At 36.5% G+C, this 13,846-nt stretch carries 10 protein-coding genes; 1 reads left to right on the forward strand and 9 read right to left on the reverse strand.

Annotation, left to right across the window (positions count from 1 at the left end; genetic code table 11):
* Positions 1-44 precede the first annotated feature (44 nt).
* Genes EDD69_RS08515 through EDD69_RS08530 form a run of 4 tightly spaced genes read right to left on the reverse strand, consistent with a single transcriptional unit; the run spans position 45 to position 6,828 of the window.
* Positions 45-1,025, reverse strand: coding sequence for a restriction endonuclease (locus EDD69_RS08515; protein ID WP_132948531.1), 981 nt, complete (start codon positions 1,023-1,025; stop codon positions 45-47).
* 49 nt (positions 1,026-1,074) lie between these two features.
* Positions 1,075-4,029 (reverse strand): type I restriction endonuclease subunit R, encoded by a 2,955-nt coding sequence (locus tag EDD69_RS08520; RefSeq protein ID WP_132948532.1) that lies wholly within the window; start codon positions 4,027-4,029, stop codon positions 1,075-1,077.
* The gene (locus EDD69_RS08525) at positions 4,026-5,351 is read right to left on the reverse strand and encodes a restriction endonuclease subunit S (RefSeq protein ID WP_165871760.1); all 1,326 of its coding nucleotides are present in this window, start codon (positions 5,349-5,351) and stop codon (positions 4,026-4,028) included. The genes EDD69_RS08520 and EDD69_RS08525 overlap by 4 nt, the downstream gene beginning before the upstream one ends.
* Positions 5,344-6,828, reverse strand: a complete 1,485-nt coding sequence (locus EDD69_RS08530; RefSeq protein ID WP_132948534.1) for a type I restriction-modification system subunit M — start codon at positions 6,826-6,828, stop codon at positions 5,344-5,346. Before EDD69_RS08530 ends, EDD69_RS08525 begins: the two co-directional genes overlap by 8 nt.
* Positions 6,829-7,036: 208 nt before the next feature.
* Here EDD69_RS08530 and EDD69_RS08535 point away from each other — a divergent pair, with 208 nt between their 5' ends.
* Complete coding sequence (locus EDD69_RS08535) at positions 7,037-8,710, forward strand: DUF262 domain-containing protein (RefSeq protein ID WP_132948535.1); 1,674 nt, start codon at positions 7,037-7,039, stop codon at positions 8,708-8,710.
* 159 nt (positions 8,711-8,869) lie between these two features.
* On the opposite strand, the gene EDD69_RS08540 is transcribed toward EDD69_RS08535, so the two are convergent.
* From EDD69_RS08540 to EDD69_RS08560, 5 genes are all read right to left on the reverse strand, one after another.
* The gene (locus EDD69_RS08540) at positions 8,870-10,270 is read right to left on the reverse strand and encodes an APC family permease (protein WP_132948536.1); all 1,401 of its coding nucleotides are present in this window, start codon (positions 10,268-10,270) and stop codon (positions 8,870-8,872) included.
* A 228-nt stretch (positions 10,271-10,498) separates the two neighbouring features.
* Positions 10,499-11,182, reverse strand: coding sequence for a DUF3600 domain-containing protein (locus EDD69_RS08545; RefSeq protein ID WP_132948537.1), 684 nt, complete (start codon positions 11,180-11,182; stop codon positions 10,499-10,501).
* Positions 11,179-11,757, reverse strand: coding sequence for a sigma-70 family RNA polymerase sigma factor (locus tag EDD69_RS08550; RefSeq protein WP_132948538.1), 579 nt, complete (start codon positions 11,755-11,757; stop codon positions 11,179-11,181). The genes EDD69_RS08545 and EDD69_RS08550 overlap by 4 nt, the downstream gene beginning before the upstream one ends.
* Before the next feature lie 682 nt (positions 11,758-12,439).
* The gene (locus tag EDD69_RS08555) at positions 12,440-12,664 is read right to left on the reverse strand and encodes a hypothetical protein (RefSeq protein WP_132948539.1); all 225 of its coding nucleotides are present in this window, start codon (positions 12,662-12,664) and stop codon (positions 12,440-12,442) included.
* Between the two features lie 95 nt (positions 12,665-12,759).
* Positions 12,760-13,359: a hypothetical protein gene (locus EDD69_RS08560; protein ID WP_132948540.1), complete on the reverse strand. Its 600-nt coding sequence runs from the start codon at positions 13,357-13,359 to the stop codon at positions 12,760-12,762.
* Positions 13,360-13,846: the final 487 nt, after the last annotated feature.

Here is a 13,846-nt window from a genome sequence, read left to right on the forward strand (position 1 = left end):
AAATAGAAAAGAGCCTTACTGTGAAGTAACGGCTCTTTTATAGTTTATTCTGGAATATATATTTTTTGCAGCGGCAACAACGATCTAGTTTCGTTCGGCATTCTATCGTACCATTGGACAATTAAATTTACTAACTCTTCTAAATCAATGAGCTTGACGTTATGCTGTTTTCCTATATTTTCAGCGGCTGTTGTAAATCCTCCGGTTGATACAAATAAACTATTCGCATCGATTGGATGAGCTCCTAACAATTGTTGAATCTCGGGACCCGTCGAAGCTGATTTTCGGTGCTTTACCTGTACCTTAATAATTGGCTTTTCAAAACCAAATGCATCTTTATGAGCTAAAATATCGACTCCCCCGTCAGGTCCTTTTTTACTTATTTTCACATTATAGCCCATAGCCTGTAATAATCCAGCAACTAACTCTTGCATTTGCCACGGATCTAATTTATCAACTTTATCTTGAATCATCGTCAATGCTTTTTGAACAAAATCTTCTTTAATAACTTCCTCTTCATTGTCTTCTGGTTCACTTACTACCTGTTCTTTACCGGCTAATAGTCTTTCTAATTCCTCTCCCCAGCCATCTACACGAAAAACCGTAAGAGTAGAGCCAAGGGAGTTTTTCGCACCTTCTGACAATTGATCACGTGGAATTTGTTTCTTTTCCCATTTTACATGTATCACATTTGGATAATATTCACTTACAATTGTTTCATTATATTCGTGCTCTTTAGTAACTGTCCCGATTAAGTATTCACGTTTGTCTTTAGCATATGTAATAATTCTATCTCCCACTTTAATTTCATGGCTAAATCTCCATACCTGGCTCGCCCAAGTAATACGTGTAGCAGGTTTTTCTTCTTCATAAATCTTATGCGCTTTCTCAATCAAAACTTCCCTAGTCGAATAGTTTTTTGGGTCTCCAAATTCCGCCCACCCTATCGAAGCAACTCCTTTTTGTTTCCAAATCGGAATAAGTTCATTATGATCTCCTGCACGTACCATCCACCATTTCATCATAACTCCCATCCTTTATAAAAAAATTGGAGAGTAACAATACTCTCCCTTTTTACTTTTTATAATGAACCATCGCTAACGACATAATCTGTTGTGTTATGTTTTCTATCTGATCTTTAGGTATCGCACTTGCCCGTAATTGCTTTTTAATTTTCCTTCTCATCTCACGTTTCACATCTTCTTTGTTTACCCAATCAATGACTTGGCTTTCCTCGGCAATAATGTCCGTCACGAGATGTGTTAACGCATCGATTGTATCTTTATGCTCTTCTTCTGGAAGAATCTTTTGGAACAGTTGATAGAACGGATATTGCTCTCGTGTAAATCCAAGATTTTGTGCTTGTTGGTTGACGTTTCGCATGTCATTGATCATATTGCGTAACTTTTCTACCAATTCGGCAATATCCATCATCTTTTTACGTCTTGCTTCGATTAATTGTTCAAGCTTTTCTTTTAGCGATGTATAGTAAACAGGGTTTTCTTCCAGCTTTACTTTAATTTCATGCCGAATCGCATGTTCCATCTCCGCCGCTTGCGCTTCTTTAGATGGCGCTTTTTCTAGCCGCTCATCAAACTTACTGGACAAGATATCAATCGGTTCATGGATCACTTCGACGGACTCTGCATATAGATGCTCTGCAATTAATTGTTTGACCTTCTCGCCACACTCGGAAATGTCCATTTGCTCATCACGATATAACGTTTTTGCCATTTGCCGCACTTTACCTAAAAACTTTAAGTCTTCTACATATTCGGAAGCGGCAGGGTTCGGTAAAATCATATCCATTCGTTTGGAAAACTCTTTAAACGCTTTTTCAAACTCGTGCCGCACATCTTCAGGCTCTAATACTTGAACGCACGCATCGGCATCGCTTCGGTTAATATAGTCAAAAAAGCTCATCGCTTTTCGATGGGCTTGTTTCAACTTTGGCAATTCGCTTTCAATCGGCAACAGCGCTCCTTGAATGTCTTGTTTAGAGAAAATCGCTAGGGCTTTCTCCAAGAATTTGGATACTCCAAAGTAATCAACAATAAGCCCATACGTTTTTCCTTCATATGTACGGTTTGTACGAGCGATTGCCTGAAGAAGGTTATGCTCTTTTAACGGTTTATCCAAGTACATCACTTGTTCGATTGGAGCGTCAAAACCTGTTAGAAGTTTATCGCAAACAATTAAAATCGCCAGTTTATCTTCTTCAAATGGCTTTTTGAATCGTTCAATTAATCGTTTTTCTTCCTCACGGGAAAGGGAGTAATCTTTTAATAATTCATTGTTTTTGTCTTCAGGCCCTGTTGAAATAATTAACGCTGTTTCATATTTTCCATTAATGAGTTCATCTAGCTTTTGTTTATAGATGGCTGCTGCTTCACGGTTAACCGCCACCACTTGCGCTTTAAAGCCGTTTGGCAAGATATAATTTTCAAAGTGTTCCACAATATCTAAGGCAATTTGTTCAATGCGACTCGGAGCGGCTAAAATCGCTTCTTCTTTTGCAAATTTCTTTTTAATGCGTTCTTTATCTTCCTCGCTATACTCACTAAATTTACGGTCAAATAATCGATCTAATGAGTCGCCATGCAAATGAAGGTTGACCATTCTCGCTTCGTAGAAGATTGGAACGGTTGCTCCGTCATCGACCGCTTGTTCAATCGTATATTTGTCAATATAAGAACCGAACGTTCTTGTTGTACTTTTATCTTCTTTATCAATTGGCGTTCCTGTAAAACCGATATAGCATGCATTCGGCAAGCCTTTACGCATGTTCATCGCTAGACCTCTGTATTGCGTGCGGTGCGATTCGTCGACTAACACAAAGATATTTTCTGACCTTGAAAGCTCTGGATACTCATCTTCGTCTTTCTCTGTTTGGAACTTCTGCACAAGAGTCATAATCGTGGAACCAGGACCTTGTTGCAGTAACCTTTTAAGGTCTTTGACGCTTTCCGCTTGTTGTGGATTAGGAAAGCCGCATTTACGGAATGTCTTGGTAATCTGATCATCCAAATCTTTACGGTCGGTCACAACGACAATTGTTGGATTCTGTAATTCTTTTATTCTTCTAAGTTTTACAGCTAAATATAACATTGTCAACGATTTACCTGAACCTTGCGTATGCCAAATAACCCCGCCGCGGTCTTTCGGTGTTTTTGCATGTAAAATGCGATGAATCGCTTTATTTACGGCACGGAATTGTTGATAACGAGCAATCTTTTTAATCACTCGCCCACCGTCAACTTCATAGACAATGAAGTTTTGAATCAAGTCAAGCAAGTTTTCCTTCGCTAACATTCCCGCCACTAAAATGTCTTGTTTCGTAGGAGAGTCACCAAGTTCAGGCACCGTTCTTGGGTATGGATCTTTCCATTCGCTGAAATGTTGCACTTTCGCACCAATCGTCCCTGCTTTCGCTCGATAATTGCTTGTCGCAATCATAAATTGGTTATAGTAGAAAAGTTGTTCATGAGTTTCTTGATAGCGGCGTAATTGATTTACAGCTTTGGAAATTTGCGTATCTTCTTGCAACGTCGGGCTTTTGCATTCAACCACAACTAAAGGCAATCCATTCACAAAAATAACAACGTCAGGGCGAATCGTGCCTCTTGCATTTTGAATACGGAACTGGTCAACAACTAAAAATTCGTTGTTATAAGGATTATCAAAATCTATTAGTTTAACTGTTTGACTCTTTTTCCCTTTTCCTAAATCTTGTTGAATTGAAATATAGTTAACAAGCATCTCATGAAATTTTTCATTCGCTTGCATTAACCCCGTTGCTTCGATGTGAGTTAGATTGTAAATAATGCGAACAAGGTTGTTCTCATCAATCCATGGATTCAAACGTTGAATTGCTTTCTTTAACCGTTCTTTTAAAATCACTTCACTTAACGAATCACGTTCAGACTCAAGAGCTGAGCCTGTGACATGCTCATAGCCCAACTCTTGAAGCTGATGAATCAATCGTTTTTCCACGAGGTTTAACTCATTCCATTCACTTGAAGTGGTCACTGTGACATCACCTCATTATCAACTTTGACACGGACTTTGCCTGTTAATAGCACTTGCATGAGGCCTTTTTTGATAATTTGTAGTTGCTGTTTTTTTATTATTTCATTTTCAATTTTTTTAGAGATATTTAGAATGGTAGTGTATATTTTTCTCTGCTCTTCTAGAGAAGGTATTACAACTGGGAAATTTGCTACATCATTTTTGGTTATGTTAGGATCTTTTCGACTACTTGCGGCAAACTTTTTCCAGTGATTTACCTTATAGTTCAGCCAAATTAATAAAAACTCTGGTTCTATAAGTTCCGTATTTATTAGAATAGCAGTCAATGCTTGATTAATTGTAGCATCAATCTTCAATAGACCAGTTCTTCCTATTTGATTAAAACCACCGTACATTGCTACAAGGACTGATCCCTTTGGAATTATACTTAATGATGTTTCTTCTAAAGCTAAATTAGTAACTTTTTCATGAGTATCAACAATAAACGAATTATTTAAATCCATTGTTTTTACCCACGGAATCTCCCCACTCTTGTAGTACAGCTCTGCTTTTTCTCGACTAGGAGTTGTTCCTGATTTTAGCGAGCCTATTTCTCCGATGGTTTTTACTTCCCACTCTTCAGGAATCTCCCCAATCTCCGTCTTTTTAAACTTCGTATGCCCGATTCCTTTTGTGAGCAACTGTTGCATAAGCCCCTTTTTCACTTTCTCCGTTTGCTCGATGATGGCTTCCGTTTTCTCAATCGCTTCATCGACGGATGAGAGAATGGCTGCAATTTTACGTTGTTCAGCAATCGGTGGTAGAGGAACATACACACTTTTGATTTCACTCGTCGAAAGATTAAACTGTGCTGAACCAGAACATCTTTCTCTCATGAACTTTAGATATAGATCAAAATTAGTAAAGTAATGTAAAAATGATCCTAAAATCCTTTCCCCTTCCGTGATTCTGATTCTTCCTACTCGTTGATTAAGGATATACTTGTTATCTGCATCAATAACGGCTGTTCTCCCAATGATTGCTTTTTCAGGGGTAACATCCGTCATACAAATAACGAGGTCACCCTCTTTCAAATGGAAGGATTCTAAATGATTGTACTCTTCTTCAGAACAGTATTTAATATTATCCTCCCTAAATTGCAATTTACCTTCCTTTGAAATGTTGCTCATACGGAGAATGATTTTCCCCTCTTCTGTATAATTAGAGGAGTTAAATGCGTATCCGTTTTTAAAGTCAATTAATTTCCCAAGTTGCTCAAAATCCCAATCATTAGGAATAGATTTTAATGGCTGAGGGACTTGTTTTCTCTCTGGTTTACTCACCATACCCCAACTCCTTCAAATAGCCGTACATCACCTTTTCGATTTCATCCCGTTCTTGTTCAAGTTGACGGAGTTGACGAAGTGCTTCTGCGACATCGATTTGCTCTTCTTCTTCGGTTGTATCAACGTAACGGGCGATGTTTAAGTTGTAGTCATTTTCTCTAATTTCCTCTAATGTAACGACACGGCTATATTTCTCGACATCTTTCCATGCATCGTATGTGCTGACGATTTTTTGAATATCTTCATCGCGGAGAACGTTTTGATTTTTTCCTTCTTGGTAGTCTCTTGACGCATCGATGAATAGAACTTTTCCTTTTTTATGTTCTTCTTTGTTCTTGCTGATGATCAGGATACATGCTGGAATACCTGTTCCGTAGAACAAGTTTGGTGGTAAACCGATAATCGCTTCAATTAAATCTTCCTCTAGGATGCCTTGACGGATTTTCCCTTCCGCTCCGCCACGGAAAAGGACGCCATGCGGCATGACGACTCCCGCTTTTCCTTTATCATTGAGTGTGGCAATCATATGTTGGATAAACGCATAGTCTCCTGCGCTTTTTGGCGGTAAACCAAATCGGAAACGGTTAAATTCGTCTGCTTCTGCTTCTTCACGTCCCCAGTTTTTCAAGCTAAACGGAGGATTGGCGATGACACGATCATATAATAGAAGCTCACCGTTTTCGTCTAATAGTTTCGGTTCACGAATCGTATCGCCTTTTTCAATACGATGGTCACTTAAACCATGAAGCAACAAATTCATTTTACAAATCGCCCATGTATTTAAGTTTTTCTCTTGCCCATGCAATGTAATGTTACGTGGATTACCGCCTTTTTCTTTAATGTAGTCGACCGATTGAATGAGCATACCGCCCGATCCTGCTGTTGGATCGCATACGCGCATTCCTTCTTCAGGCTTAATGAGTTTAACAATCAATTCAACGACTTTACTTGGCGTATAGAACTCGCCACCTTTTTTTCCTGCATCGTCAGCAAATTGTTTAATAAGATACTCATAAGCACGGCCAAGAATGTCAGGTTCTGATAAGTTTTCATTACGTAAGTCAATTTGTGAGAAGTGCTGTATTAATTGAATGATTGTTTTATCTGATAATTTTTCTTTATCGTTAAAATCAATATTGGCTAATACACCTTGTAAGGATGGATTCTCGTCTTCTAATAGTTCAAAGGCTTTATTAATCACTGCCCCCACGTCTTGGGAATGGGATTGAATATAACTCCAACGTGCTTTTTCAGGCACGAAGAATTGATGTTCATCACGATCATACCAACCGTAATCTTCACCTTCTTCTCTTTCAATCCGTTCAGCGGTTTCTACAAAAACGTCATTTAAACGCTTTAAAAACAGTAACCCAAAAATGTAGTTTTTATAGTCTGATGAGTCGATACTCCCACGTAGTATATTCGCCGATTCCCAAAGATGGGATTCAAGTTCCTGTAGCGTTAACTTACTCATACTATTGCCTCCATCATTGTTGTTTACTACTTTGGTTAGAATCTTTTACATAGTTAACTATAGCAAAATTCCTAAAGTCTAACTACTTATATATAAAAATTCCAATATACCTGTGAGCATAGAATGAAAGCAATTATATATCTTTGTGTATGTTTTTGATAATATTAAAGTAATAGGTAAAATTTTGTATTAAAGAGGTGTGTATGTGATGTCACATGGAAAAATAGATGCAGATAAAAAAGTATTGCAGAAAATTTTCTCATCAGATTTTTGGTTTGTCATACCAGAATACCAACGTTCATACGTTTGGCAATCTGAAAATATAGAGGATTTAATCGATGATTTGTATTATGCATTTATGAATAAACGCGACAGCGAGTATTTTCTCGGGTCACTTGTTTTAAAGAGAACAAAAAATGAAGATTTTGCGGAATATGAAGTATTAGATGGACAGCAGCGACTAACGACATTCTTTTTAATGTTTGCTGTTTTAAGAGATTTGTTAGAAGAACCTTCATTTAAAAAGAACCTTCAACAAAAAATTTACCAAGAAGCTGACGAGCTTGACATGGTTCCCGAAAGACCACGCATCACTTATCAAATTAGGGATCAAGTAGAAGATTTTATCAAAAAATACGTCATTGAGCCTAATGGAACTACTTTAATCGATGAACTAAAAATGGAAAAGGAAAAAGATAACGTATCGATTTCCAATATGGCTAATGCGTTACTTGTATTAAGAGAACAGCTGGAAGATAAAGAAGAATTAGGGGAGTTTGTTAAGTTCATCTTTAATAAAGCGTTATTCATTTATGTATCAACTGATAATACTGAAGATGCATTTAGAATGTTTACTATATTAAATGATAGAGGTATCCCTTTAACAAATGCAGATATTCTTAAATCCATGAATATTGGACAATTACGTAATGAAAAAGAGATAAAAAAATATGCGAAGTATTGGGAAGAAATTGAAGGTCGTTTTGGTGAAGGATTTGACCGCTTTTTAAATTTCGTTAGAACAATTATTGTAAAAGAAAAAGCAAGAACAAATTTGCTTGAAGAATTTGAGGAAAAGATTTATAAAGCAGGGAAACTAAAGAAAGGACAAGAAACCTTGGATCTTATTAAACAGTATGATGAAGTTTACGAAAATGTAATTGAATTGGCCGATAATGAATTAAGTAACGCATTTAAAAATCTGATTACTATTATGAAAATAGGATTCCGTTCAGAAGACTGGGTACCTCCTCTCATGTATTACTATGCTAAATTTAAGACAAATAAGTTAGATGAATTTTTGCGTAAATTGGAATTTAAATTTGCTTGTGATTGGATTTGTGGGGTAAACTCCACTCCAAGATTAGAAGCAATGAATAATATTTTAAAAGCAATTGAACAAACAGATGTATCTAGTATTGATGATTTATTAAATAACGATGACATTTTTGGTGTAGACTTAGAGGAGTTTAAGCGGAATATTAGCGGTAATGTTTATAAGAAGCAATATGCTAAGTATTTGTTGTTAAAAATAGAGTATTTAATGGGAGACAACACCGTCCACTTGTCTGGATATAAAAATATAAGTGTTGAGCATATTTTACCGCAAAATCCAGATGAGAATAGCAAGTGGATGCAGGATTTTACGGAAGACGAAAGAAAATATTGGACAGATAAGATTGCGAATCTCGTCTTAATTAGTAAAAGAAAGAACAGTTCGTTGAGTAATTTAGATTTTAATGAGAAAAAAGCACGTTACTTAAATGGGCGCATGGATATTTTTAAAGCTAGTAAAATATATATCGATCAAAAATCAGAATGGACTCCGAAAGTTTTAGAAGAACGACAACAACAACTTATCGATTTGCTAATGAAAAACTAGTTCATTTATAAAGTATGTCAGCAGTTCAACTTAATAAATATTAGAGGGAATGAAGTAAAGAAGGAGCTGACTCCAAACATCGCCTTTAGGCGATGTTGAGCCAGCTCCTTTTTCTATATGAAACAAGGCATACTTTTTATTCATACAATGAAACGGATATTAGCTCGCTTTTTTCAAGGTTTCCTTTTCTTCTTTTGTTCCCATTCGATAAAACGAAACACCTAAAACAGCAAAAAATACAGGTCCAACAACAAGCGGTGCATATTGTGAAACGGTCGTATCTGGAGCAGGAATCAAGGTTAATCCGATTGTTCCGATAACGGATATGAATCCAACGCCTGCCACCAAATAAGCTAATTTATTATTCTTTACTTGGAACGGTCTGACGGTTGCATGGTCTGTTCGACGCAGCTTAATATACGCACCAATTAAAAAGATATAAGGAATGAAAAAGGCAAGAGTTGCCATAAGGATCAGCATGTTCAATGCTTCAGATACAGTCGGAACAAACCCGGAAAGCAGTAATATCATGGATACGCCTGCGGCTTGCCAAAGAATAAGGTTTGCGGGCATATTTGCTTGATTCGTTTTGGTTAGAACTCTAGGTAGAACCGTCTTTCCGCTTTCATAGAACATGACACTTGGATTCAAAATTAAAAATGACAATGCACCCACCGTTGAAACGACAAAGCATATTCCAAGAAGCTGCGATAATTGAAACGGCAAATGGAACTGTTTTGTGATTTGATCAGCAAATAAGTATAAAGCCGTTGCCGTTTGATCGGGTTTGATGTCAATCACAAATTGAAAAGCGATGGTTCCAAGAATATAAATGGCTCCAATTATCACGGAAGAAATCAAAATGGCTTTTGGAAATGTTTTTTGCGGATTTTTTACATCTTCCGCGATGGTTCCAAGCATTTCCACACCTGCAAAGGCAAACATCAATGTGGACAAAAACATCACTGTATCCAATGAAAGATTATTAGGCATCATCGTCCGTGCTGTAAATTCTGTTGCTGAATGATGTCCGCTTAGAATGCTGGCGAACCCAAACCCGAAAATTAAGATGACTGGCACAATGACGCCAAGCGGGGTTCCGATTGCCGCCAGCTTTCCGCTCATTTGCGTACCACGCAATGTCAACAACGTAATAACCCAGAAAATCGCAAGCGCTATCATCGTCGTTAACCATGTGTTTTGGATAATTTGCTGTTGATTAATGGCATAAGCCATATTGACCGTTATTCCGAGTAAGAGAGATGGATAATAAGTAAAATTCGCAACCCAATAAAACCAACTGCATAAAAAGCTTGCTTTTTGGCCAAAAGCACGGTTTACCCACGCACTCACTCCTCCCTGTTCGGGATAAGTCGTCGATAACTCCGCTACGATTAAACCAATTGGAATAAAGAATAGGAATGCAGCTAAAATCCAAAAAAGAATAGCAGATGGTCCAACTGTAGCAGCAAAAGGGATATTTTTTAAACCTAATATTGTATTGATACTAAGGATCGTTAACCCTAATACACCGATCTTCTTTTTTTCTGTCGATTTCATTGTTGTTTACACTCCTATTAATGGGTTAATTCAGAGATGTAATAATCATACATGCACACGAATAATAATTCAACTATCTATATTAAAATAATATTATTTAATGAATTATGATTGTTTTGGCAATTTTATTTTTAATGGAGATGCCGTTGAAAATAAAAACAATACTTCAATGAAGAAGTATTGTTTTTATTAGATAGAAAAGGTTCCTCTAAAGATGAGTTCCCCTTTTTACCGTACTTGCTTATCTACATATTCAATAAATTCCCTTGCTTTCAGAAATTCTTCTTGGAGATTTGGAGGTATCATTTCCACATCTATAGGTCCTGAACTCGGGTTTATTCCACTCTGTACCAACACTTTCTCATATGTCATAAGGGCTTCAATATATGTTTCATATTCCTCAGGAGTTAAGACTTCTTTGCTCGATTTTTGTCCATTCAATTTATCAAAATAAGGTTGCACTTCCATCATTGCTTGCTTAATTTCATCAACCTTTTCTGAAGGAATTTGATCGTAATCAATGTTCCCGTATGGATCTCCGTACTCCATTTTCGAACTCGTCACCACATGTAGCAATTCTTTGAATCGATCGTAGTCTTCTTGTTCCAATTCGCCCTTAGCCTGTGACAATTTTGCGCTTAAAAGCAGGTAGCTCTCCATCGTTGCGCTTGCTATGTGCTTTTTCAGATTTTCAAATGAACCATATAACTCATCTGCTAAAAAGGATTGGGAAGCAAAAACACTCGCTGGGATTAACAGAGATGCTGTTAAAATCCCTGCAACTAAACGTTTTTTCATTTTCCCGCTTACTGTCGTGATACTACTCATCACTTTTGTTTTTAATTCAGGCGGTGGAACCAATTCTTTTCCTTTTTCTTGTAAAGACTCCTTTAACCGATTCTCAAGATTCATATACATTCCTCACTTTCTTTGAAAGAAAAATTTTTGTTCTTTCCTTTAACACGCAACTTATTCAAAGCCGAATGAATTCTTGATTTGACTGTTCCTAGGGGAATCTCTAAGATCCTGGCTACTTCTTCTTGAGAATATCCGTTTAAATAGCGGAGAATAATAACCTGTTTCAATTTATAAGGCAGCTCATTTACTAAGTTAACGAGTTGTTGGTTTGTTATTTTATCAATGATGTCATTAGAAAAATCCAATACCGTTGCTTGTTCGTATTCTTCTGCCTTTTTTGCAATGCGTAAACGCACCCATCTTTTTCGCCGATATGCTTGAGCTTGTTTGATAACGATCCCCATTAGCCAAGGCTTAAACTGTCTATCCCGATCGTACTTTCTAAGGGACTTATATACCTGTATGTAAATATCCTGAACCAAATCATCTACATCGTCTTTGTCCTCTATAAGAAAGTGAACGGTTTTATAAACATCTTGGATTGTTTTTTCATATAGCTCCCCGTATGCTTGTTTATTACCTGATAGAATAAGCTCAATGAGTTGGTTATATTCGTTTTGGTCGTCCATTCTGATCCCTCCTTATCGTTTTGTACTATATATTGGTAAGATATAAAAATTTCGTTCGATTTTTTTGAGAAAAATTTTTAAAAAGCAGAGCCCTTCAAGATGAGGACTCTGCTTTCCAAGTTTTCGAAAGTTTGCTTTTCTCTTTTAAGTGGCATTATTTCGATCCATCGACCAAATTTCCTTTCTTGAATCACCTTATGTAACCGGGCGACCACCCGTGTTGCACAACTTTGAGTTTTTACTCTAGTTTTGTAACACCATCTTTTTAGTCAAAAGTTTATTTCTCTAATGGACAGATTAATGAAAGAAGGGAAAGGTAATGGAATAAAGAAATAATTAATAAAATAGCGGCATTGGCAAATATGGATGTAGAAAACTCTTTGCAGTAGGAAAAAAATATGTAACATTCAATACTTAAAGCTGTTCGTTAAAATCTCTCAACAAAGGATGTACAATTACTATCTCCCTAAATTAGTCCAGTCTCTTGAGGAACTTAATTTTGATGCTATATGGAGTAAGGAAACAGAAAATTTAAACCAATGTCAATCTGGTTTTTATCTTTTGCTTATGGAGCGCTAAAAGAACGAAACATTGAAAAGTTACATTGCATTGACTACAGACTTCTATTCATCAAAAAAAACAGCCGATTGATAGAAACTTTCTTTTTTCTACCAATCAGCTGTCACTCTAATGATAGTTCTTTCGCTTTCATAAAATCGACTTCGTTCGGAATTTCGTTCTCTTCCATTAATTCTTTCAGAAGTAACAGCTTTAACGTCACGTCAGAGCTATACACTGGTTCGTTTGTATATTCCTCATATACACGAAAAGGAACATTGCGAATGACGTAGCGTCCTTTCTCATTCTCCCATGCAACATCCTTTACACCTTCAGCATAACGGTTCATATGAGAACCCCCATGTGCGTTTAGAGTTGTAGTTACGGCCATTATATGTCCTCCTTTCCATTTGTATACCTCTTTTGTGCCTATTATATACGAATTTAATTTTTATTGTAAGTATTTTTAAGCCGTTGTTTTAACTGAAGCATTTTTTGAAATAACTGTGTATCTTCGCTTATCCGAAAGTCCATCGAATCATATTTCTCATCGTTTATGACTGTAATAATCCTCATTCTATTTCCTATATTTACAAAAATAGCGACTATCTTCCGAGTCATTTGATTGCTAGAATCAATAAAAGTATAGCTTAAGGATTTAAAACCTTTCCATTCTGCATGATTACTCACAACATTCGCATTCTTGATACTATCAATGACGGTGAAAAAGATTTGAACTTCATTGTTTCCATGTAACCGTTTTAACATACGTTCAACAGAATGAGCAGTAAACTCTATAATGTTTTGCTCATAAAGTTCTCGTGATGATTTATCAGAAACAATACAATTTTTTACTTTTAAAAGATGAAACTGTTGTTCAGGTTCCAGAGTAACTTTTAAGCCCGATTTGAGATTATTTAATTCCTCCTTTGTATACTGACGAGCCGTTGATAAAATAAGTGACTTTTGATGTGAAGTTAATGAAATAACATCTTCAAATACGATCGTCACACCATCACTAAATTCAACAACAAACCGCGACAACAGCTTCGCCCCTCTTTCCATTTCCTCATTTTTCTTAAAAAACCACATGATTTCTTATAAAACTACAACAAAACATGGCGAATGGATAGCCCTTACGAAAATATGGTGCAAGAGATGGCATGACTGAAACAGCGGTAGCCCATAATGATAAAAATACCCTGTCATTGAACCAAGACGATAATAACCGATGTTTCCATACTTACAAATTCTATACTTACAAAAACAAAAACCCGAACTCTCTTTTTCGAGTTCGGGTTTTACTTTAGTGATTCCGACTGGGCTCGAACCAGCGACCTCCACCCTGTCAAAATAGAAGGGGAAATTCAACTATGTAAATATGGGATAAATAAAATTAAATATGTCTTGAAAATACGCGATATTCCAAGGTTTTTTGTTTAAGAGAGTTAATAAAAATTAAATAAATTAATTGTGTTAAAGTGCCTCTTGTGCAGATTTTGTGCAAGTTTTGTGCAAATTTTTCTTCGGT

This window comes from Thermolongibacillus altinsuensis (genome assembly GCF_004341205.1).
Lineage (GTDB): Bacteria > Bacillota > Bacilli > Bacillales > Anoxybacillaceae > Thermolongibacillus > Thermolongibacillus altinsuensis.